Here is a 20,989-nt window from a genome sequence, read left to right as displayed (position 1 = left end):
TATCGCGCCCAGGACACGCTCACGCAATCACCCCCGCGTGACATCTTCACCGCCGCCCGCTGGCCTACTCGGCAGTTCGGGGCCCGGCATTCCTGAGCCTTCGCTTTCTCCCTTACAGGCTGTTTATGAGTTCCCGCTGCGCGCTGTTTGCTTGTTCGTTGTCACTGATCACCCTCCTCGCCCCAAACGCCACGGCGGTGGTGATGGAGTGGGAACTGGGCAAGGTTTCGCTCTACTCCCAGACCACCGCCGACACGCCGCCGACCTTCCCCTACAGGTACGTCTACGCCGAGTTCGCGACCGACACGCCGCTGGAGTACTTGTCGGTGACGCTCGGCGGCTCGCCACTAGGCGATCGGCCCCTCGATGCGCAGCCTGGTGGGACGCAGTGGGACGGGATCTTCGCCCCGCCGCCGCCGACTACGTTCAGCGGGGCCTTCCCGGATGGTGTCTACGTTCTAACCGCCGCCAACTTTCTTGAAACGGCGGTCGAGCTTGTCGATCTCCGCAGAGGCGACCTCGCCTCGGTGCCGTATTTCACCGGGTCGCTCTACGACATCCTCGCCAGTGTGAACCCGGCGGCGGCGATCCCTCTTCAATGGAACACGCCCGGGACCGAAGTCACCCGCACCACGATTCGCATCGAGCCGCTCGCCGGCGGGCCGGCGGTGCTCGCCGAGGACGCCACCGGGCAGACCTCGCTGAGCGTGCCCGCGGGGACGCTTGCCCCCAACACGACGTACATTCTTTCGGCCGAGTTCGCCTCGGAAGTCGATGACCCACGGGGCGGTTTTGCGACCGGCGTCGGCAGCTCGGTCCTCGCCAGCCTGACCGACATCACGTTCACCACCGGCGACGTGCCGGAGCCCGCCGGCGTGTGCCTGCTGGCCGGCCTGACGACGCTCGTCGCGCGGCGGCGGCGCCGCTAGAAGTCGGTGGAGGTCTCCTCGCCGGCCATCGTGGCGAGCGCCGCCAACACCGCCGGGTCGGTCTGCTCCCGCAGCACCCGCGCGGCGCCGTCGCCCATCAGCACCTGGCAGTAGTCGCCGTGCAGGCTGCCGGCCGACGAGTGCGAGCGGAGCGTTCCCGCCCTGCCCTCGTAGGTCGTGTCGCCGGGCAGCTGCCAGACATTGATCTTGGTGACGCCGATCGCCACGCCGGGCATCGCCCAACCGCGGAACGACCACGCGGGCGCGGAGCCGTTGTAGACGCTGCGGAGGGTCTCGGCCACCGCGATCGTGTGCGACAGCCCGTCGGTGACGCGGCGGGCGGCCGAGTCGCTGTTCTCGCCGAACATCGTCCTCTGGTCGGTCGGCTGGCGCTCCCACAAGGAGCACACCAGGCTGTCGCCGACCACAAAGTCGTAGCTTGTCTTGACGCCCTGCCGGGCGGGGTCGCCCGCCGAGTAGCTGCCCGTGGCGGGCAGCAGCGGGTCGCCATCGTCGGCCGGGCAGGCGAGCATGGCGAGCACCGTGGCCGCCACGGTGGTGTTGCCGCTCGCGACCGCGTCGCCCAGCAGCGGCGACAATGCCCCGGTCGGCGAGCAGCAGGCGTTGTTGCCGGTCAGCACGTTCGCGGCCGCGGCGCCTCGGTCAAAGCTGTCGTAAAGCGTGCTCTCTTCCAGGTACGGCAGCAGGTACAGCAGCCCGCTGTAGTTGCGGACGTGGTTGATCCTGCGCTGCTCCGGGAAGCGGCACCAGCCGTAGTCCTCGCCCGCCGGCGGGAACGACCGCTTGGCCGCGTGGTGGCCGTGCAGCGCAAGTCCGAGCTGCTTGAGGTTGTTGGCGCAGTGCGTCCGCCGCGCCGCCGCGCGCGCCGCCTGCACCGCCGGCAGCAGCAGGGCAACAAGCACGCCGATGATGGCGATCACCACCAGCAGCTCAACCAAGGTAAACGCCCGCCGGCAGGGACGGGCCGACAAGCGGCGCATGGTTGCAGGGCTCCAGTGGGCAAGTCATGGATTGAATCTCCCCTCTAGTATAGTTGCCGCCCTAGACTCCGGCGGGCAATCAACCGCTACAATCGTTAGCTGCGTGTCGCCGTTCTCGCAACGACGATCGCCCGGGGCGACCTCCGGTCGGCTGACGTTCCGCTTGGCTCAGGGTTTTAGAATCGCGATGGGTTACTTCGTGCTGTGGAGCGTGCTTGGTCTAATCGGCACGGGGATCATGCTCAGCAAGTCCGCGTACAAGGGCCGAGCTACAGCGGCAGCGTTGTTCTCGCTGCCGCACGCGGTGATCTTCGGACCAATCTTCCTCCTCATCATGCTGGCTGCCCGGTCGCAGAAGGCTTGCCCCCACTGCAAGTCGAGCATCGACCGCGAGGCGTCGGTCTGCCCCGAGTGCACCCGCGACGTCGCTTAGCCGTTGGCTAGCCGTGCGGTGCTGCCTCCGGCGGTTCGTCGGTCTCGATCACAATCTTCCCCTGGTGCAGCAACCGCGCGACCGACCAGCAACCTAGCGCCCAGGCGCCGCCGGCGGCCCAGCCGGCTAGCACGTCGGTCGGCCAGTGCACGCCGAGGTAGACGCGGCTGATGCCCACCGCGACCGTCAGCAGGATAGCGCCGACCACCAGGAACACCTTCAGCGGGCGGGGGCGGACCAGCTCGGCCAGGATTGCGCCGAGCGACAAGTAGATGCAGGTCGCGGCCATCGCGTGGCCGCTGGGGAAGCTCCGCGTGTAGACGTACGAGCCGTGCGGCGTGAGGTCGGGCCGGGGGCGGTCGAACGCCGCCTTCATGCCGAAGCTCAACAGGAACCCGCCGACGACCGCCGCCAACAGCAAGAGCGCCTGCTGGCGCCGATCGAGGACCCACAGGAACACCACTCCGGTCACCCCGGCCATGGTGACCACGGCCACGCCGCCCAGCGCGGTGAAGTCGCGCATCATCTCCTCGAACCACTTCGGGCCGATCGGGTCGGTCAGGTCGTCGGCGTTGCGCATCGCCAGCACCAGCCGCTTGTCGATCTCGTGCGAGTCGCCCTCGAGCACCTCGTCGGCGATCTCGCAGAACGCCCACACCCCGCCGGAGGCCAGGATCAGGGCGCCGATGATGGCCGGTTCGCTCAAGAGTCTCTGTTTGAGTCGCTTGAAATCCACTGCGGTTCCTGTAGTGTCCAGTTCGTGATTGTGCGGCGCCGTGCGGGCATCCCTCGGGAGGCCTTCGGAAACTCCTTGTCAGAGCAACTCTGGCGCCGATCGTCCATCTTCGCCCGGCTGAGCTAGAATTACTATGCGGTTACTCTATGCTGCCGTCACCAATTTCTGCCGTCACCAAGGAGGAACGTGAATGACACGCGGAGCCATCTCTCGGGACCCTAACGGCGCCGGCCTGTCGATCGGCGGCTACCTGCTCCAGCGGCTGCAGGACTACGGCGTCGGCCACGTGTTCGGCATCCCCGGCGACTACGTCCTCTCGTTCTACACCATGCTCGAGGAGAGCCCGCTCGAGGCGATCGGCTGCACCCGCGAGGACTGCGCCGGCTTCGCCGCCGACGCGTACGCGCGCGTCAACGGCATGGGCGCCCTCTGCGTGACCTACTGTGTCGGCGGGCTGAGCGTGTGCAACTCGGTCGCCGGCGCGTACGCAGAGAAGTCCCCCGTGGTGATGATCACCGGCTCGCCCGGCCTCCGCGAAAGGATCCACAATCCACTCCTGCACCACATGGTCCGCAACTGGCGCACCCAGTACGACGTGTTCGAAAAGCTGTGCGTCGCGGGCGCCGAGCTCAGCGACCCGCTGACCGCCTTCCGTGAGATCGACCGCGTGCTGGCCGCGTGCCAGCGGTTCAGCCGCCCGGTCTACCTCGAGATCCCCCGCGACATGGTCCGCGTCACGCCCGACGCTGCTCCGCCCTTCGAATCGCCCCCCTCCGAGTCCGACCCGCACGCCCTCGCCGAGGCGGTCGAGGAGACCGCCGCCCGCATCCGCGACGCCCGCCAGCCGGTGCTGCTGCTGGGGGTCGAGGTGCACCGCTTCGGCCTGCAGGACCTGGCGCTGCGGCTCGCGGAGTCGGCCGGCATCCCGATCGCCGCCACGATGCTCGGCAAGGGCGTCATCGCCGAGACCCACCCGCTCTACATGGGCCTGTACGAGGGCGCCCTCGGCCGCGCCGAGGTGACCAAGTACGTCGAACAAAGCGACTGCGTGCTCATGCTCGGCACCTTCATGACCGACATCAACCTCGGCATCTACACCGCCAACCTCGACCTGGGCAACTGCATCTACGCCACGAGCGAGGAGCTGCGTGTCCGCCGCCACCACTACCACGACGTCCGCCTCGAGGACTTCCTCAAGCAGCTCGTCGAGGCCGCGCCCAAACCCTCCTCGCCGCCGCCGCCCGCCCCCACCGAGTGGGACAAGCCCGCCTTCGCCCTGCAGCCCGAAGAGCCGCTGTCGGTCATGCGGCTGGTCGCGCGGCTCGACGGACAGCTCACCAAGGACACCATCGTGATCGCCGACATCGGCGACTCGCTGTTCGCGTCGACCGAGCTCACCACGCACGGCGGCACGGAGTTTCTCAGCCCCGCCTACTACACCTCGATGGGCTTCGCCACGCCGGCCGCGCTGGGGGCCTGCGTCGCGCGGCCCGACGCGCGGGTCGTGGCCCTGGTCGGCGACGGCGCCTTCCAGATGACCGGTTCGGAGTTCAGCAGCCTCGCCCGCCGCGGCGCGAGCGCCATCGTGATCGTGCTCGACAACGGCGGCTACAACACCGAGCGGCTCCTCCACCCGGGCGACTACCGCTTCAACGACGTGCAGCCCTGGGCGTACCACAAGCTGCCCGAGCTGGTCGGCGGCGGCCGCGGCTACGAGGTCCGCACCGAGGCCCAATTCGACGCCGCCCTGACCGCCGCCTGGAACGACCACACCGGCCCGAGCCTGATCCACGCCCACCTGACCGGCGAGCCAAGCACCGCGCTCAAACGCCTCGGCGAGCGGATGCAACGCACGGTGGTCGGGGATTAGTAGGGTCGGTGGCTGGTGGCTCGTGGCTGGCGTTTGAAGATTGGGTCTCTTGAGGGTGGTGAACTTGGTGAAGGGTTTGTCCCACCCCTGGCGGGGTGGGCTAGAGGAACTTGCAGCGTTCGCCCTCGGGCAGCCCACCCCGCCAGGGGTGGGACCGCGCCCCAGCGCCGGTTTTTGTCCACTCCCCGACTTTTGTCCCCCATTCCGACAACGATTCCTAAGGACAAAAGTCGGGCTCCGTCATTGGCCCCAAGGGCCGTTTCGCACTGCTATAGCAGCCTCGGTGAGTTCCGCCTCCGTTTTCGAGCGCCGACTTTTGTCCTTTGCTGCGCACAAGCAGGGACAAAACCCAGAGCCATCTAAGAGCAGCCTCGGACAGACCACGCAGCAACACCGTATTGGACCGCGCTGGGCGGCTCTTTTCTAGGAAGAACAGGGAAGAAGTCGCGGCTCGCGACAGCCATCAGCGGCGGGCATGAGAAGTGTTGAACCGCCAAGCAGTAGCTGTGTGCCACTGCAAGCTTGTCTGGCAGTGTGAACCAGGTACACGGCCAAGTTGCACGGGACGCGGTTGGCTCACCAACGGGCGAGGCAACCTTGCACCGCTGGGCAAGCCGGACAGCTCCACGCCCTCCTCGGGTTCGCAGGATTCGCCCCGCGTTCTCACCCCCGCGCACAAAAAAACCAGACGACCGCGTGAGCGGTCGCCTGGCGTCTTGGCGGGGCCGGGGGCAGATCGGCGCCGCCAGTCGGTTGCTAACCCGGCGGCGGGTTAGTTCTGGTAGGCGTCGCGGGCCGCGTCCTGGACCGGGTTACGGTCGCTGCGCTGCGAATCGCTCTCCAGCTTCTTCGCCAGCTTCTTGGCGGCGTCCAGGTGCGACTTCACCTGCTGCTCAGACTCCTGCACAATGCTCGTGAAGCTGCTGGGGCCAAGGTCCTGGATGGCCTTCAGCTCCGAGTGCATCCACATGTGGGCGCCAATCTGCTGGTTCACGAAGCAGCGGTCGAACTCCAGACCCTGCTTCTCGCTCAGCTCACGCTTGACCATCTGGTGGTTGTTCTCCGCCGCCCGGCGGGTGATGTCGATGAGCGTCTGGGCGCCGCCGTCGAGGAAGTCGCCCTGCTGTCCATCCTGCCCGCTACGCTGCGGCGCGTCCGTGCTGGCGCCGCGGTCCGCGACCTGGTTGCGGGTGTTCATGTCGGCGCCGTACTGGTCCACGCCTGCGGGGTCATTGCGATCGGTGCGGCTGTTGAAGCGGTCGACCGGTTCGCCCAAACGGGCTCCCCCAGCGGCGTTGTTGGTCGCCGAGCGGCGGTTGGCGTCCCCGGTGGCGCTGGCGAACGCCATCCCTTCGATACTCTTCAAACCAGGCATGGCCTGCTTGAGCTGCTGGTTGAGCTGCTCGTGCGACTGCTTGATTTTGTTGGCGAGGTTCTTGACGTCGTCGTGCTGCGCACGCTCGGCAGCCATGGTGGCCGCTTCTACTTCACACTGGTTGGCCAGCATCAGCTTGGCCGCCAAGTAGTGGATCAGCTCTTGGTTGGCCTGGCTGCTCGATTGGCTACTCTGCGACTGCGAGTCTTGGTCGCCGCGGAAGTTGGCCTGGCGACGCAGCGGAGCCGTGCCGTCTTGCTGCTGCCTCAGATCTTCTCGCATCGCTTGGTCTTGCAGCGGCTGTTCCTGCAGCGGCGCCGCGAGCGGAGAGTCGACACCTTGGGCGGTTGGCTCGGTGATTGATTGTTGAGCGACCGCGGCGATTGGCAGACCCAACGTGACTGCCATCGCCATTGCTAGCTTGTTACTCATCTTTGCTACTCCTTCACACGGAAGAGAATGGGCGCCCGCCGATACGCATCGGTGGACAAGAGCCAGGCACGGTCGCAAAGGTCGTACCAACGCCGTCAGCAAGCCGCCAGTTCGCTCGCTGGTTCGACGCGGCGCGGGCGGCGGCTCACCCGGCAACCGCACCGCGCCGAATTCCCATGGCGGCGTACGCCAGGTTCCGTGAGCAGTGGGAGCAAAGCCGCCGGACCAGCAACCTAGACACGCAACCTAGACACGCAACCTAGACACGCAACCTAGACACGCAACCTAGACACGCAACCTGGACACGCAACCTGGACACGCAGGCGCGGGCCGGGGCGTCGCGGCGGCTTCTCGTTCCGATCGATTCTGCCGATCGATTCTGACGCCGCCCGGTGCTTGTGGGCTTTCTTGGGGGGCGTCGATGCCGTGGGCCACGGCGTTCTTCCTGCTGCTATACTCGTATTGAGAGGCGTACCCCCCGCTAGTATCCTGCGGGGGCTCTTCCTCCTTGTCGTGCCAACTGAATCAAAGCCGCTTGGCCGCTGGCCACGGCGACCCCCATCGAGCCCCATGCACCGGACGCCCCGCACCCGCCGCCCCGCTTTGCTGACGGCCGTCGTCCAGACGCTGCTGCTGGGGGTGGTTGTGCTGGCGGGGGGGCTGCTGGGGGCCGCGGCGCAGCGGTCGGGCGCCGCCGAGGGGGCGACCGACGTCGAGTCGCTCGAGGTCGAGGCGACCCTCTGCGAGGCCGCCCGCCACAAGCAGTGCCGCGGCCGACTCGAGCGGCAGCTCCCGTCGGACCAGCCGCCGCTGGTGGCCGCCGACTACGCCCAGCGCCGCGTTGCGGACCCGACGCCCTGCCCCGCCGCGGGCGAGCAGCGCGCGCGCAACGGGGTCGGCGGGCCGCTGCGCTGCTAGGCCGGCCCGCGGCGTCCGCCCATTGCTGAATACCTGGCGCAGCCCTGCTGGCCGCACCGCTACCTCCCCGGCCGAGCCGGGCCCTTCTCTCCCCCGAGTCTGCGCGTATGAACGCAAGCACGTTCAAACAAGACCTGATGGCGTCGTTCGTGGTGTTCCTGGTGGCGCTGCCACTCTGCATGGGCATCGCGATCGCGTCGGGCGTGCCGGTGGCGGCGGGGCTGATCACCGGCATCGTGGGCGGGCTGGTGGTGGGGTTCATCGCGGGCTGCCCGCTGCAGGTGAGCGGCCCGGCGGCCGGCCTGACGGTGATCATCCTCGATCTGGTGCGGGAGTTCGGCCTGGAGTCGCTCGGCGTGGCGGTGCTGATGGCGGGGCTGCTGCAGGGCGCCGCCGGTCTGCTCCGCTTGGGCCAATGGTTCCGCGCGGTCTCGCCGGCGGTGGTGCGGGGGATGCTGGCCGGCATCGGTGTGCTGATCATCGGCAGCCAGCTGCACGTGATGGTCGACGACAAGCCGAAGGGCAACGGCATTGAGAACCTGGTGACCATCCCGCAGGCGGTGGCCAAGTCGTTCGCGTGGCCGAGCGTGCAGAGCCAGGAGTCACGCCGCTTCCGCCGCGACATGCTGCAGGAAGTCGGCGAGCTGCACCGCCGGCAGCAGGACCTTGAGGAGCGGGTCGCGGAGATCTACCCGCACGTGCACAACCCGGAGCTCGAGTACACCGAGACGCAACGCACCGCCGACGCCGCCGACCTCGAGGCCCTGGCCGTCGTGCAGCAGGCGATCCAGGACGACCTCGAGTCCGCGACCGCCAAGCTGCAGCGGCTCGACGAGCACTTCGCCACCCCCCAGCGGGCCGCCCGGGCGGCGGCGGCGGCCGACGCGGCGGTCGAGCAGAACCACGCGGCGCTGGCGGCATTCAGCGGGGGCGACCCGGCGGCGATCCTCACCGAGCAGGACGCGTCGGTGGCGGCGATCCAGAAGCTGCTGGTCAGCCTCAAGAACCACCACTTCGCGGCGTGGGTCGGGGTGCTGTCGATCCTGTCGATCATCGGCTGGCAGTTCGTCCCGAAGTCGCTGAAGCTGATCCCCGGCCCACTGGTGGCGGTCTGCGTCGGGACGCTCATCGCCGCGGCGTTCGCGCTGCCGGTGCTGTACGTGGAGATCCCCGACCGGCTGTGGGAGGGCGTGCACCTGCCGTCGTGGGCCGTGGTGCACGAGACCGGCATCGCGGCGCTCCTGAAGAGCGCGATCCTGATCGCCGTGGTCGCCAGCGCCGAGACCCTGCTGTGCGCCACCGCGGTCGACCAGCTGCACAACGGCGTCCGCACCAATTACGATCGCGAGCTGTTCGCGCAGGGGGTCGGCAACACGGTGTGCGGTGTGCTCGGCGTGCTGCCGATGACCGGCGTGATTGTCCGCAGCTCGGCCAACATCCAGGCGGGCGGTCAGACCCGCGCGTCGGCCATCCTGCACGGCGTGTGGCTGCTGCTGTTTGTGGCGGTGTTCGGCTTCCTGCTGCGGCAGATCCCCACCGCGTGCCTGGCGGCGATCCTGGTCTACACCGGCTTCAAGCTGGTCAACATCAATGACATCCGCAAGCTGGCCAACTACGGCAAGAGCGAGGTCCTGATTTACTTCGCAACAGTCATCACGATTGTCGCCGAGGACCTGCTGACCGGCGTGCTGGTCGGCATCGCTCTGGCCGCATTCAAGCTGCTGTACACCTTCAGCCACCTCGAGGCCCACCTCCGCACCGACGCCGACAACGAGCGCATCTGCCGGCTGCAGCTGCACGGCGCAGCGACCTTCATCCGCCTGCCGATGCTGGCGGCGGAGCTCGAGAAGGTCCCCCCCGGGTGCGAGCTGCACGTCGACTTCCAGGACCTCCGCTACATCGATCACGCCTGCCTGGAGCTGATGATGACCTGGGCCAAGCAGCACGAGAACACCGGCGGGCGGCTCGTGATCGACTGGGAATCGCTGCACGCGCGTTTCAGCCCGGTCGGACAGTCGCCCCGGTCTGCCGAAGCAGCCCCGCGCTAGCCGCTGGCGCGGCCGACCCGTAAACTTCCTCAACATCCCCTTCGCCCCCAAGAGAGGCAACCATGAGAGCCCTCCCCGAACTGTTCCAGAAGAACGCCGACTGGTCCCGCAAGACCACCGAGGCCGACCCCGCGTTCTTCGACCGGCTGTCGAAGCAGCAGGCGCCCAAGTACCTGTGGATCGGCTGCGCCGACAGCCGCGTGCCGGCCAACCAGGTGGTGGGCCTCGACCCGGGCGAGCTGTTCGTGCACCGCAACGTGGCGAACCTGGTCGTGCACTCGGACGTCAACTGCTTGTCGGTCGTGCAGTACGCGGTCGAGGCGCTGAAGGTCGAGCACATCATTGTCTGCGGCCACTACGGCTGCGGCGGCGTCGCGGCGGCGCTCGCCGAGCAGAAGCTGGGGCTGATCGAGAACTGGCTCCGCTACATCCAGGACGTCCGCAACGAGCACCGGCAGCACCTCGATTCGATCACCGACCCGACCGCGAAGGTCAACCGCCTGTGCGAGCTGAACGTAATCGCCCAGGTCGCGAACCTCTGCCGCACCACCATCGTCCGCGACGCCTGGGACCGGGCGCAGCCGCTGGCCGTGCACGGCTGGATCTACGGCCTCAACGACGGCCGGCTCCGCGACCTCGGCATGTGCGTCAAGGCCGCCTGCGAGCTCGACGAGCGCAAGGCGAGTTCCGTCCAGCTGACCGGCGGCGCCACGCCGATCCCCCCCAGCGAGACCATCGCCTAGCCGCTGCCAACCGGGCAGCCGTGCGAGCCCTCCTGCAGGACACCACAGCGCACCGACCGCCGCCGAGCCCTCAGCGCTACCATCGGCACAGAGTTTGGATTAGTCTAGACGCTCTCGTCCGCTCATCTGCTCTGCCGGAATCTGCTCTATGGCTCAACGCAACGCCCGGATCGGCCTCCGGCTGTTCCTCGTGTACCTGGTGTTCTACGGCGGCTTCGTGCTGCTAACTGCCTTCAAGCCAGAAGCGATGGAGGCCACGCCGGCGGCCGGCGTGAACCTCGCCATCTGGTACGGGTTCGCCCTGATCATCGTGGCGTTCGTGCTGGCGATGATCTACGGCTGGATGTGCCGCGGCTCGCAGGACGCCAACGGCGCGGGGGGGCAGAAGTAATGGGCATCGACCCCGCTGTCTGGATCTTTCTGGCGTTTGTCGGGCTGACGCTCGGCATCAGCTTCTACCTCGGCCGTCAGGCGAGCAGCTCGCAGGGCTACTTCGCCGCGCACGGTCAGATCCCGTGGTTTGTGAACGGCGTGGCGTTCGCCGGCGACTACCTCTCCGCGGCGTCGTTCCTAGGCATCTGCGGCCTGATCGCCTTCAAGGGGTACGACGGGTTCCTCTACTCCATCGGCTTCCTGGCGGGCTGGATCGTGGCCCTGTTTGTCGTGGCCGAGCCGATGAAGCGGCTTGGAAAATTCACCTTCGCCGACGCGCTAAACCACCGCTTCGACTCGCCCGGCATCAAGATCGCCGCCGGCGTCAGCACGCTGGCGGTGAGCGTGTTCTACCTGATCCCGCAGATGGTCGGCGCCGGCGCGTTGGTCTACCCGCTGCTGGGCTGGCCGCCGTGGGCCGGCGTAGTCGTAGTCGGCGCCGTGGTGATCCTGATTGTTGTAACCGCCGGCATGGTCTCGACCACGTGGGTGCAGTTCCTCAAGGGCTCGCTGCTGGTGATCTTCAGCGCGGTGCTGACCGTGCTGATCCTCGGCCGCGGCTTCACCGTGACCGACCGCCCGATTGAGCAGCAGGTGATCGTCCGCTCCGAGTCAGGCGTTACAGTCAACGGCCAGCCCGCCGACGAGGAAGCGGCCGCCGCGGCCGAGCGGCCGATCAGCGAGGTCGTCTCGCTGCCGGACGGAGAAAAGAGCACCGGGCCGCTCGGCCCGCTCGAGTTCTTCAGCACGCTGCAGAACAGCGAGGTCGTGCTGTGGACCAAGGACGGCCCAACAAGCGTCGACGGCGTCGAAACCACCACCTACACGCCCACCAAGAAGCCGGGCGCCGACGTCATGAAGCCGGGCGAGAAGTTCACCGGCATCCGCAGTGACAAGCTGGTCGACAAGCTCAACTTCCTGTCGCTGATGCTGGCGTTGTTCTGCGGCACCGCGTCGCTGCCGCACATCCTGATCCGCTACTACACCGTCCGCGACGAGGCCGCCGCCCGCAAGAGCACGATCGTCGGCATCGCGTGCATCGGCTTCTTCTACGTGCTGACGCTGTACCTCGGCCTGGGGGCGATGACCAGCGGGGAGATCTTCAACTTCAACTCCAACATGGCCGCGCCGCTGCTGGCTAAGACCATCGACCCCACGCTGTTCGCCATCATCTCGGCGATTGCCTTCACCACGGTGCTCGGCACCGTCAGCGGCCTGATCCTGGCCTCGGCCGGCGCCGTCGCCCACGACCTCGTCGAAACCATGGCCATCGAGGACCTCACCGACCACCAGCGGGTGAGGATCGCCAAGATCGCCTCGGTCGTGGTCGGGGCGATCGCCATCGCGCTTGGCATCGTGTTCGAAACGATGAACGTCGGCTACCTGGTCGGCTGGGCGTTTAGTGTCGCCGCGTCGGCCAACCTCCCCGCGCTGGTGATGCTGCTGTTCTGGGAGCGGACCACCAAGCAGGGCATCATCGCCGCCATCCTCATGGGCATGGTGAGCTCGCTCGCCTGGATCCTGCTGAGCGAGGACACCTTCACGATGGTCTACGGCCTGGAGTCCGGCTGGCTCACCCCGTTCAGCCAGCCGGGGATCGTGACGATCCCGCTCGGCTTCCTGACGCTGGTCGTGGTGTCGCTGATGACGCCGCGGCACGAGGACGCGGCGGCGGCGTAAACCAACCGCGACGGCAATCGCCGATGGATTGCGTCAACCGGAGGCCCCGGGGATGGCTCTCCATGTGAGGCAATCTCAATCCCGGGTTCGCCCGACGGATGCAATCCGTCGCCTAGAGCGGCAGGTTAGACGCCCAGGTCCACCTAGACTGCGGGGCCAGCGGGGAGTACGCTCCTGTTTCCCATGCAGTTCCTGCTTCGGCAGAGCACTAGCAAGCGCGAAAGGTTCCTCTTTCGCAGATCGTCAATGGCTTCTTAGATCAAAATGCTGTGGCAAGTGTGGCAGGTCCTTCTCTGGTTTCCCGTTCTTGTCGTGCTGATGTCGCTCATTGAGCACCAGGTGCACCAACGCCTGATGCACAAGAAGCCGCGATTCTTGTTCTTGCGGCGACTCGCGGTGCGGAACAAGATCTTCATGAGCCATGCGGTCGACCACCACGGCCAGTACCGCAAGGTCTTTCACGACGAGCCGTTGCCGCACGGCGAGGACCGTGGCATTCGGCTGAACCTGCGGGAAGGATTAATCGAGTCACTGCCCGTCAGCCTGCTGCTCTATTGTTTCTCGACGACGGCCGCGCTCATGTTTCCGATCGTCGTGTGTCTGCACCACGTTCTATGGAATCAGGTGCACATGGAGATGCACAAGCCCGAGGATCGTTTCTTCTCAAGCTGGCCGCTCTACAAGTTTGTCGCGAGGCACCACTTCCTGCACCATCGGCACCCCAACAAGAACTTCAACGTTGCGTTGCCGATCGGAGATTTTCTTTACGGCACGATCGCCAAGCCCACCTCCGCCGACCGGGAATCGATGAAATCCGAGAGCTGGTCCCGATGAAATTCCGACAAACCCCGGCTTGCAGGGCGGCACTGAAGACGCAGCAGCCCGGTAGAGGGAATGGCGTTCCTTGGCGGCAAAGGAGGCGCCCTAGCAGAGTCGGATTAACGCTACTCGCAGCCGGACCTGCGCTGCTTCAACGGGCGCCCTACCCCAGATGAACCAGCTTCTTGTTCACGAACTCCAGGATCCCGAGATGCGACAGCTCGCGGCCGTAGCCGGAGTTCTTGATGCCGCCGAACGGCAGCTCGGCCTGGGACTTGGTTGGCTGGTTGAGGAACATCATACCGGTTTCGACCCGTTCGGCGACTCTTTGGCCGCGGTCTTTGTCCTGGGTGTAGACGCTGCCGCCTAAACCATACGACGAGCGGTTGGCGAGCTCGACGGCCTCGTCCTCGTCCTTCACGACGTACACGGTGGCCACGGGGCCGAACAGCTCCTGGTCGAAGGTCGGCGAGTCGGGCGTGACGCCGGTCAGGATCGTCGGGTTGAAGTAGGCGCCGTCGCGGTCGGGGCGGTCGCCGCCGAGCAGCACGGTTGCGCCGGCGTCGATGGCGCTCTGCACCTGGTCGTGCAGCTGCTGCGCGGCGTCCTCGGTCGAGAGCGGCGCGAGGGTCGTGTCTTCGTTGAGCGGGTCGCCGGGCTCAAGCTCTCCCAATGCCTCCTTGAAGCGCTCGAGGAACTCATCGGCCACGGACTTGACGACAATGAACCGCTTAGACGCGACGCACGACTGGCCGGCGTTGACCATCCGGCCCTGCACGGCCAGCTCGGCCGCCTGGGCGATGTCGGCGTCCTCGAGCACGATGAACGGGTCGTTGCCGCCGAGCTCCAGCACCGACCGCTTCAGGTGCTTGCCCGCCAACTCGGCGACCGCCGCGCCGGCCTTCTCGCTGCCGGTCAGCGACACGCCCTGCACGCGGTGGTCGGCGATGATGTCCTCGACGTAGTCGGTCGGGACAAACAGGTTGGCGTACGCGCCGTCGGGCAGGCCGCACTCGGCGAACAGGCTCTCGATCGCCTGGGCGCACTGCGGCACGTTGCTGGCGTGCTTGACCAGCACGGTGTTGCCCGCCATCAGGTTGGGCGTGGCGAACCGGACGACCTGGTAGAACGGGAAGTTCCACGGCATCACGCCCAGCAGCACGCCGAGCGGCTCGTAGTGCAGGTAGGCGTTCTCGGGGACGCGGTCCATCGGCTGGTCGGCCAGGAACTCCTCGGCGCCGTTGGCGTAGAACTCGGCGATCTCGGCGCAGTACTCGATCTCGCGGCGGCTCTCGGAGATCCGCTTGCCCATGTCGAGCGTGATCAGCCGGGCGAGCTCGTCGGTCCGGTTGCGGAGCTCCTTGGCAAACGCCAGGATCACCTGCTTCCGCTGATCGTACGAAGTGGCGCGCCACTGCTGGTACGCGTCGTCGGCCTTGCCGACAGCCGCCAGGCACTCCTTCTTCGACATCTCTTTGAAGGTCTTGATCGGCTTGTTCGTAGCAGGGCTTACGGCAGTAATGGTCATGGCGTACTCCTAGACGGTTGTTTCGTTACGGTTATGCCCCTCTTAAGTGCACTCCCTATGCCAATGCCGCGAAGGCACGCACGGGGCTGCCTGCGCAGGCAGTGGCCCCCCGCCGATTCTCCGATTGGCACGAATCGAACCACCTTGCGTGGATACCGCCCGCAGCCGCGTCCCGGCGAGCAGGCCCGGCAACCCAAGGCTGCGGGCAATCGAACGCCCGGGGGCCCGGTGCTAGAATGAGGGGCTACCCCCATCCCACCCCCCCTCCCAACCGCCGCACCGCCCCCAAATGCTGCAGATTGTCGAATTCCTGGCGGTTGTGTTCAGCGCGTTGTACGGCGTGCTGCTGGCGCGACGGCTGAAGCTCGACTTTGTCGGGGTGTACAGCGTGGCGTTCATGGTCGCGTTCGGCGGCGGCACGCTGCGCGACCTGTTCCTCGACCGCCACCCGCTGTTCTGGATCGCGGCCCCGCACTACCCCGTGATTGTGTTCGCGATGGCCGTGGCGGCGTTCTTCCTGCCGAAGCTCCCGGAGCAGACCGAGCGGAGCCTGAACATCCCCGACGCCATCGGCCTGGCGTTCTTCAGCATCGCCGGCGCAGGCGCCGCGTTGGCCGAGGGCGCGCCGCTGTTCATCGCCGCGATGATGGGCGCGGTGACCGGCACCTTCGGCGGCGTGATGGCCGACACGATCTGCAACCGCATCCCCAGCATCTTCCGACCGTCGACGCCGATGTACGCGACCTGCTCGTTCACCGGCGCGCTGCTGTACGCCGGCCTCAAGCAGTTCCCCGCGGCCAACGGCTTCGCGGCGCCGATCGGGGTCACGCTGATCATCGCGTTCCGCCTGGCCGCGTTGCGGTACGACTGGAAACTGCCGGCGTACTCGGACGGGGTGGAGGACGAAGCGTCCGAGCCAGCCGACCCGTAGGCAATCCGCTAGCCGATGGATTGCATCGTTCGGGGGCGACGGTTCGACGGTTCGCTGCTGAACGACCTCAGCACCGGGCCCGTCCGGCGGGTGGCATCCGTCGGCTACTTCCCGCGACGCCGCCCCAACACCACGGGCACGCCCATCAGCGCCAGCAGCGCCGCCGACGGTTCCGGCGCGGCGACCGAGGCCAGCATCGACGCGAACGCGCCCGATCCGTGGAACGTCTCGTAGTCGGTCTTGAACAGGCGGAAATCGTCGAAGTCGTTGTCGCCGTCGGCGTCGAGGTCGCCGATGCTGGTGGTGGTCAGGTGGTTGCCCAGGAATAGCAGCCAGTCGTCGGGGGTGAGGTCCTGATCGCCGTTTAGATCGCTGCGCGAGTAGGGCAGGAAGTCGAACGACAGCACACTGTTAGGGGCGTTGAACACCGTGCCGTGGTGGCCGTCGGGCAGGTTCGCGTCGCCGGTCAGGTTGACCCACGAGGCGGCGTTGGCCGGGTCGGCGTCCGACGTGGCCGCGACGCCGAAGTAGCCGGCGCCGTAGGCGTCGTAGTACAGCAGCCAGGTGTCGTCGACCTTGAGGAGCGAGGGCCCCTCGGTCACGTTCCCCTCGATCGCCGAGCCGGGCCCGACGATGACCGGGTTGTCGGTGGTCCACGGCCCCTGCGCGGTCGGGGCGGTCGCCAGGCGGATGTTCTTGGCGCCGTTCTGCTCGTCCTTCACCGCCATCAGGTAGCGGTTGTTGGCCGAGTCCTCCGCGATCATCGCGTCGATAATCGTGGCGCCGTTGTAGAAGTACGGGTTGTTGGGGTCGGCCGTGCTGAAGCTCGAGAAGTCGCTCGTGGTGATCGAGTACAGCTTGTGGTCGCCGCCGTTCAGGTTCGACGCGAAGATGATCTGGTACTGCGAGTTCGCGGCGTCGTAGAACAGCTCGGGCGCCCAGGTGTGGTCGACCACCGTGCTGGGGCTCCAGATGTCGATCAGCTGCTCGTCGGTCCAGGTCTTCAGGTCGGCCGACTTCGCGTAGCCGATCGACCGCGTCGAGATGCCCGAGGTCCACACCATGTGGAAGTAGCCGTCCGGCCCGTACAGGACCGACGGGTCGCGGGTCTGGTCTTCGTCGATGGTGTTGGTGCTGGAGCCGGGGCCCCAAGCCTCAGGCGGGACGTACACCGGGTCGCCGTTGTTCATCGGCTGAAAGTTGAGCCCGTCGGAGCTGTAGCTCATGTAGACGCCGCTGTGCCCGCCGGTCGGCCACGGGCCCTGGAAGTAGGCAAAGACCTGCCCCGTGCCGTTCGCGGCCACCGCCACGCCCGGCGCGAGCGCGGCCGCCATCAGCACGAAGGCCAGCCCGCAGCGGTAGCGAGTCTGGTTGGGCGAATCGGCGTGACGCGTAGCAGCAAACATGGGGAGGTCTTTCGAGGTCAATCGCGGGAGGCGCCGACGGTTGGGCCGCGCGGAGCGGCCATCAGTGAGCGGGGAAGAAAGGCGGTTGCTTCCCCCAGAAGCGGGCCCTCTGGCCAGGCCTTCGAATCCGACCTGCGACCGCAGAGAGCGCCATAGTAAGAGCCCTGTTCCGAGAGCCTCATTATTATAAATGCCAACGGAACCCCCTGCCAGGAATTGGGGCGTTCGCCGAGTGGATGAGGAGTCCCGCAGTCGGGGCTACGGCGCATGCCCTGCGAGATTGCAACCACAACCCCAGGTCCGTCCGACGGATGTAATCCGTCGGCTGCTGTGGACTACCTCGTCAGCCCGCGAGGCAAGGCGCACACGCTAGCAACCGCGCAGAGAGATGGCTCGCCCTAGATGTTTTCAGTTGATTCACATTTGCGGCTCGTCGCGTCGGCAATGCGCTCGCCTGTTGACGCTGCTGTTCACCACCTCTCCGCCTGACAGGTTGCTACTAACAGGGGTGCCTCCATGGTTAAGACAGCTACGGTGCTTGGTCTCTCCGCCCTACTCTTCTTGGGATGTGATAAGAGTACGTCGGTCATTGTTGCAAGAGCTATAGTCACCGACCCGCAGGCTTCGCGATTTCCCCTGGAGGGCAAGTGGCAGTCCTTTGAATCTCCCGTGTTTGGCGACGATCCCGCCGGCGAGCCCTATAGCGTGCGCCGTTTGCAGGACGGTCGGTACGAAATCAGCTTTGAGGGAAAGGTCTGCAAAGCAATTTGCCAAGCCGTTTCCCTCAACGATGACCATAGCCAAGCCCTACTCGAATTGCAGCTCGTAGGCGAGGGCTTCGCGGGTAGCAAGTACCTTGCCGTCGCCGCCATTCAAGACGAATGGCTTTTCTATCGCTTCATCGACAAGCCCCAAGAGCTTGCCGAGTGCATGGCGGAGGACGGGTACTCCGCCGTGATCGAACACGGCATGTGGTGCAGCACCATCACAGCCGATGGCAACGACCTTCTCAACTGCGTTCGGAAGCACATAGAGGAAATTGTCAGCGCACCGTCGAATCGAGCTCGTCGCGTGGCGGATTGAGAAAGGGGCCGGCTCTTCCAAGTGGGATCCCCTGAGCAAGCTAGAGTCGCTGCCCCGATCTTAAGCGTCGCTCAGCCCCTCTTAACCTGAAGGCGGCGGCGGCGACAGACGCTGCTCCATATCGGGGTCCCACTTCTTGGGCAGGTCGATCAACTCCAGCTGGTAAATGAGCAGCCCGTTTGCCGGTAGTTCTGGGTAGATCTTCTGCTCAACGTACGTCAGATTCGGCGGGACGACAATCGTCCTTCGCCCGCCGACGCGCATCCCGAGCAGCCCGTACTCGACCCCTACACAGTAGTCGCGGGCGCCGACGCGAATTGGGTGCGGCGAGTCCGCATCCGATGCGAAGAGGATGTCGCCTTTGCGTCGCCGGCAAACCCAGTGACAGACGGCGACATCGCCCGGCACGCAAACGCGTCCCGACCCAATTTGGTTGTCGGTGATTCTGAGGCTGATCGGTGGCTTCATCGCGGAAGCAGGATACCAGAAAGCTCGGCCGCTAGCCGTTGTGGCCAAACCAACTCTGCTCTCTCCGCCCTCTCCTGTTCATCTCTACCGGCCCTCTCCCCATCGCGCCCGCTACAGCCCGCACAGCCGGACCGGCGCCGGCTTTCCTTAGGCACTCAACCGCACCGCGTTGATTGGCGCACTGCTCCGGGCTGATCAGGCTGGAGGGAGTCCCTCCTCGTCTTCCCGACCTGGCCCCCCGCTCTGCCCCGCCATGCAACGCACGCTCTCGACGCTTGAATCTCCTGCCGCTGCGCCGGGGCTGATGCTGGCTGGCGTGGGGATGGTCGCGTTGGCCGCACTCGGCAGCGGGCTGGCAGAGCTGACCGGCGTCGCGTTGATTGCGCTGGGGGCGGGCGTGTCACTCGTGGCGCGGGTCTCGTCGGAGCGGCGGCTAGAGTGGCTGCTGCTGCACGCGGCGGTGTACGGCTCGGTCTACCTGCTGTTCCTCGGCGCCCGGCTGCACGCCGATGGGCTGACGCCGCTCTTGGCGGCCGACGCAGCTGGCAGCGTGTTCTTCTTGGCGGTGCTCGCAAGGCTGGTCGTCCGCAGTAGTTAGGGCGGGCGTCGAGCGAGATCGGCTGTCTCGGGGCGGTGTCGTCGCCGATGGCGTGGCCGCCACCGTAACTTAGGGAGGCCGCAGCGGCGGGCTGCGTGTCATTGCCCGGGGCAGGCGGGGGCCGTAGGATCGAGTTCTCACACTCGGTACGAACCTCACCCGCCCCCCCTCCGGATGACGCCATGACGCTCCGCCTGTCCTCGGTTGCCTATCGCTGCGCCGCCTGCTTGCTGGCCTGCTCCGTCCTCTCGCCGCTCGCCCTCGCCGACGAGTGGCCGCAGTGGCTCGGCCCCGACCGCGACGCGACCTACAGCGAGTCGGGCGTGGTGACCGAGATCCCGGCCGACGGGCTGCCGATCAAGTGGCGCGTGCCGGCGGCCACCGGCTACGCCGGCCCGGCGGTGGCGGACGGCAAGGTGTTCCTCTTCGAGTACGAGATCACCGACGGCGAGCTGACCTTCTCCGCCGGCCGCCCCGACGAACTGGACGGCACGGAACGCCTGCGCTGCCTCGACGCCGAGACCGGCGAGGAGCTCTGGAAGCACGAGTACAAGCGGCCGTACCGAGTCTCGTACGGCGGTGGCCCCCGCTGCACGCCGACGGTCGACGGCGACCGCGTCTACACGCTCGGCGCCGAGGGCGACCTGCACTGCCTCAACACAGCGGACGGCTCGGTGGTCTGGAAGAAGAACTTCAGGGACGACTACAGCGCCGCCACTCCGATCTGGGGGCACGCGGCCCACCCGCTGGTAGACGGCGACACCCTGTACTGCATGGTCGGCGGGGCCGACGCGTTGGTCGTGGCGTTCGACAAGCAGACCGGCGAAGAGAAGTGGTCTGCCCTCAACGACTCCGAGCCGGGCTACTGCCCGCCGAATATCATTCTCGCGGGCAAGCAGCCGCAGCTGTTAATCTGGTCGCCGCAGAACCTGTACGCGCTCAAGCCAAACTCGGGCGAGGTCATCTGGAGCGTGCCGGCCAAGCCGTCCTACGGCATGGCGATCGCGCGGCCGCAGAAGCAGGGCGACAAGCTGTACGTCAGCGCGATCGGCGGCGTGTCGGTGCTGATGCAGTTGAAGCCCGACGGGTCGGACGTCGAGGTGCTGTGGTCGGGCGGCGCGAGCGACAGCCTGCAGGCGGCCAACGTCACGCCGATCTTCACGCCCGAAGCGATCTACGGACCCGACTGCCAGAGCAGCGAGCTGGTGGCGCTCAGCCCAGAGGACGGGTCGCGGCTGTGGGCGACCAAGCGGCCGACCATGGGCGACGAGCGCGGCCGGCACGGCACGGCTTTCGTCGTGCCCCACACGCCGTCGGGCGACTACTTCCTGTTCAACGAGCAGGGCGACCTGATCACCGCCCGGCTGACGCCCGACGCCTACACCGAGACCGGCCGCATGCACGTGCTGGCGCCGACCAGCAGCTCGTTCGGACGCGACGTCGTGTGGAGCTGCCCGGCGTTCGCGTACCAGGCGGTGTTCGCGCGGAACGACAAGGAGATCGTGTGCGTGGACCTGTCGGCCGAGTGAGGCTACAAGCTCCGCCCTGCGTACCCAACA

Annotated in this window: 19 protein-coding genes; 13 read left to right on the top strand and 6 right to left on the bottom strand. The window is 66.9% G+C overall.

Features of this window, described 5'->3' with window-relative positions:
- Nucleotides 1-125 precede the first annotated feature (125 nt).
- Complete coding sequence (locus Pla123a_RS00860; protein WP_146583633.1) at nt 126-929, top strand: hypothetical protein; 804 nt, start codon at nt 126-128, stop codon at nt 927-929.
- On the opposite strand, the gene Pla123a_RS00855 is transcribed toward Pla123a_RS00860, so the two are convergent.
- The gene (locus tag Pla123a_RS00855) at nt 926-1,930 is read right to left on the bottom strand and encodes a DUF1559 family PulG-like putative transporter (protein WP_146584246.1); all 1,005 of its coding nucleotides are present in this window, start codon (nt 1,928-1,930) and stop codon (nt 926-928) included. The two genes, Pla123a_RS00860 and Pla123a_RS00855, sit on opposite strands and share 4 nt — an antisense overlap.
- A gap of 187 nt (nt 1,931-2,117) precedes the next feature.
- On the opposite strand from Pla123a_RS00855, the gene Pla123a_RS00850 reads away from it, so the two are divergent.
- Entirely contained in the window at nt 2,118-2,363 is a 246-nt protein-coding gene (locus Pla123a_RS00850) for a hypothetical protein (RefSeq protein WP_146583632.1), read from the top strand.
- Nucleotides 2,364-2,370: 7 nt separating this feature from the next.
- Here the strand turns inward: Pla123a_RS00850 and Pla123a_RS00845 are convergent, their stop codons facing one another.
- Nucleotides 2,371-3,099, bottom strand: a complete 729-nt coding sequence (locus Pla123a_RS00845; protein ID WP_146583631.1) for a phosphatase PAP2 family protein — start codon at nt 3,097-3,099, stop codon at nt 2,371-2,373.
- Between the two features lie 190 nt (nt 3,100-3,289).
- Between Pla123a_RS00845 and Pla123a_RS00840 the strand changes: the two genes are divergently transcribed.
- The gene (locus Pla123a_RS00840) at nt 3,290-4,969 is read left to right on the top strand and encodes an alpha-keto acid decarboxylase family protein (RefSeq protein ID WP_146583630.1); all 1,680 of its coding nucleotides are present in this window, start codon (nt 3,290-3,292) and stop codon (nt 4,967-4,969) included.
- Nucleotides 4,970-5,741: 772 nt separating this feature from the next.
- On the opposite strand, the gene Pla123a_RS00835 is transcribed toward Pla123a_RS00840, so the two are convergent.
- Complete coding sequence (locus Pla123a_RS00835) at nt 5,742-6,776, bottom strand: DUF4142 domain-containing protein (protein ID WP_146583629.1); 1,035 nt, start codon at nt 6,774-6,776, stop codon at nt 5,742-5,744.
- Nucleotides 6,777-7,346: 570 nt separating this feature from the next.
- On the opposite strand from Pla123a_RS00835, the gene Pla123a_RS00830 reads away from it, so the two are divergent.
- The 6 genes from Pla123a_RS00830 to Pla123a_RS00805 all read left to right on the top strand — a co-directional run bounded on the left by Pla123a_RS00830 (nt 7,347) and on the right by Pla123a_RS00805 (nt 13,431).
- Complete coding sequence (locus Pla123a_RS00830; RefSeq protein ID WP_146583628.1) at nt 7,347-7,694, top strand: hypothetical protein; 348 nt, start codon at nt 7,347-7,349, stop codon at nt 7,692-7,694.
- Between the two features lie 107 nt (nt 7,695-7,801).
- Nucleotides 7,802-9,742, top strand: coding sequence for a SulP family inorganic anion transporter (locus Pla123a_RS00825; protein WP_146583627.1), 1,941 nt, complete (start codon nt 7,802-7,804; stop codon nt 9,740-9,742).
- A 62-nt stretch (nt 9,743-9,804) separates the two neighbouring features.
- The gene (gene can / locus Pla123a_RS00820) at nt 9,805-10,485 is read left to right on the top strand and encodes a carbonate dehydratase (RefSeq protein WP_146583626.1); all 681 of its coding nucleotides are present in this window, start codon (nt 9,805-9,807) and stop codon (nt 10,483-10,485) included.
- Nucleotides 10,486-10,633: 148 nt separating this feature from the next.
- The gene (locus Pla123a_RS00815) at nt 10,634-10,876 is read left to right on the top strand and encodes a DUF485 domain-containing protein (RefSeq protein ID WP_146583625.1); all 243 of its coding nucleotides are present in this window, start codon (nt 10,634-10,636) and stop codon (nt 10,874-10,876) included.
- A complete protein-coding gene (locus tag Pla123a_RS00810) occupies nt 10,876-12,597 on the top strand; it encodes a sodium/solute symporter (RefSeq protein WP_146583624.1) in 1,722 nt (573 codons plus the stop codon). The genes Pla123a_RS00815 and Pla123a_RS00810 overlap by 1 nt, the downstream gene beginning before the upstream one ends.
- Before the next feature lie 264 nt (nt 12,598-12,861).
- The gene (locus Pla123a_RS00805) at nt 12,862-13,431 is read left to right on the top strand and encodes a hypothetical protein (protein WP_146583623.1); all 570 of its coding nucleotides are present in this window, start codon (nt 12,862-12,864) and stop codon (nt 13,429-13,431) included.
- 148 nt (nt 13,432-13,579) lie between these two features.
- Here Pla123a_RS00805 and Pla123a_RS00800 read toward each other — a convergent pair whose 3' ends face one another.
- Nucleotides 13,580-14,944, bottom strand: a complete 1,365-nt coding sequence (locus Pla123a_RS00800; protein ID WP_146583622.1) for an NAD-dependent succinate-semialdehyde dehydrogenase — start codon at nt 14,942-14,944, stop codon at nt 13,580-13,582.
- Between the two features lie 289 nt (nt 14,945-15,233).
- On the opposite strand from Pla123a_RS00800, the gene Pla123a_RS00795 reads away from it, so the two are divergent.
- The gene (locus Pla123a_RS00795) at nt 15,234-15,875 is read left to right on the top strand and encodes a trimeric intracellular cation channel family protein (RefSeq protein WP_146583621.1); all 642 of its coding nucleotides are present in this window, start codon (nt 15,234-15,236) and stop codon (nt 15,873-15,875) included.
- A gap of 104 nt (nt 15,876-15,979) precedes the next feature.
- Here Pla123a_RS00795 and Pla123a_RS00790 read toward each other — a convergent pair whose 3' ends face one another.
- A complete protein-coding gene (locus tag Pla123a_RS00790; protein WP_146583620.1) occupies nt 15,980-17,281 on the bottom strand; it encodes a glycoside hydrolase family 43 protein in 1,302 nt (433 codons plus the stop codon).
- A 516-nt stretch (nt 17,282-17,797) separates the two neighbouring features.
- Here Pla123a_RS00790 and Pla123a_RS00785 point away from each other — a divergent pair.
- A complete protein-coding gene (locus tag Pla123a_RS00785; RefSeq protein WP_146583619.1) occupies nt 17,798-18,364 on the top strand; it encodes a hypothetical protein in 567 nt (188 codons plus the stop codon).
- Between the two features lie 81 nt (nt 18,365-18,445).
- Here Pla123a_RS00785 and Pla123a_RS00780 read toward each other — a convergent pair whose 3' ends face one another.
- Complete coding sequence (locus Pla123a_RS00780) at nt 18,446-18,832, bottom strand: FKBP-type peptidyl-prolyl cis-trans isomerase (protein ID WP_146583618.1); 387 nt, start codon at nt 18,830-18,832, stop codon at nt 18,446-18,448.
- A 253-nt stretch (nt 18,833-19,085) separates the two neighbouring features.
- Between Pla123a_RS00780 and Pla123a_RS00775 the strand changes: the two genes are divergently transcribed.
- Both Pla123a_RS00775 and Pla123a_RS00770 read left to right on the top strand, forming a co-directional pair.
- Nucleotides 19,086-19,430 (top strand): hypothetical protein, encoded by a 345-nt coding sequence (locus Pla123a_RS00775; protein ID WP_146583617.1) that lies wholly within the window; start codon nt 19,086-19,088, stop codon nt 19,428-19,430.
- Nucleotides 19,431-19,612: 182 nt separating this feature from the next.
- A complete protein-coding gene (locus Pla123a_RS00770) occupies nt 19,613-20,959 on the top strand; it encodes a PQQ-binding-like beta-propeller repeat protein (RefSeq protein ID WP_146583616.1) in 1,347 nt (448 codons plus the stop codon).
- Nucleotides 20,960-20,989: the final 30 nt, after the last annotated feature.

This window comes from Posidoniimonas polymericola (assembly GCF_007859935.1).
Classification (GTDB): Bacteria; Planctomycetota; Planctomycetia; order Pirellulales; family Lacipirellulaceae; genus Posidoniimonas; species Posidoniimonas polymericola.
Note: the sequence above shows the minus strand (reverse complement) of the source record. Positions and strands in the feature narration are given on the sequence as shown.